This window comes from Microbispora sp. CSR-4, from assembly GCF_008033685.1.
Lineage (GTDB): Bacteria > Actinomycetota > Actinomycetes > Streptosporangiales > Streptosporangiaceae > Microbispora.
Window position 1 is genome coordinate 1 of sequence record NZ_VJVX01000268.1, and the last position, 466, is coordinate 466.

Genomic DNA, 466 nt, shown 5'->3' on the forward strand with positions numbered 1-466 from the left:
GGCGGTGAAGTCGCGTTTGACCAGGTCTTCGGTCCGCTCGGTGAGGGCTTCGGAGATCGTTGTCGTGGGCCGCTTGTGATCCCCGCGCACCGCCCCGGCAAGCCCCAGGCGCTTCATCAGCCGGGCCACGGTGCACCGCGCCACGCGGGTGCCGCGCCGGTTGAGCTCTTTCCACATCTTGCGCACGCCATACACCTCGAAGTTCTCGTTCCACACCGTGGTGATCTCGGCCATGAGCTGGGCGTCCCGCACCGCCCTCGCGGAGGGCGGGCGGGACTTGGCCGCGTAGTACGTCGACGTCGCCACCTGCAACACTTGGCAGATCGGCTCGACGCCGAAAGCGCCGCGGTGAGCGTCGATGAAGGCAACTACCTGGGCGGCCGTGGGTCGAGTTCGGCCGCGAAAAAAGCGGCCGCGGCCTTGAGGATCTCGTTGGCGCGGCGCAGCTCGCGCACCTCACGCTCCA

General features: G+C 68.5%; 1 pseudogene and 1 other annotated feature. The pseudogene reads right to left on the reverse strand.

The window, feature by feature from the left end:
• A pseudogene (locus FLV34_RS43170) lies at window positions 1–466 on the reverse strand (IS3 family transposase); the annotation flags it as partial.
• Window positions 298–411: a sequence feature (AL1L pseudoknot), on the reverse strand. (Overlaps the previous pseudogene by 114 nt.)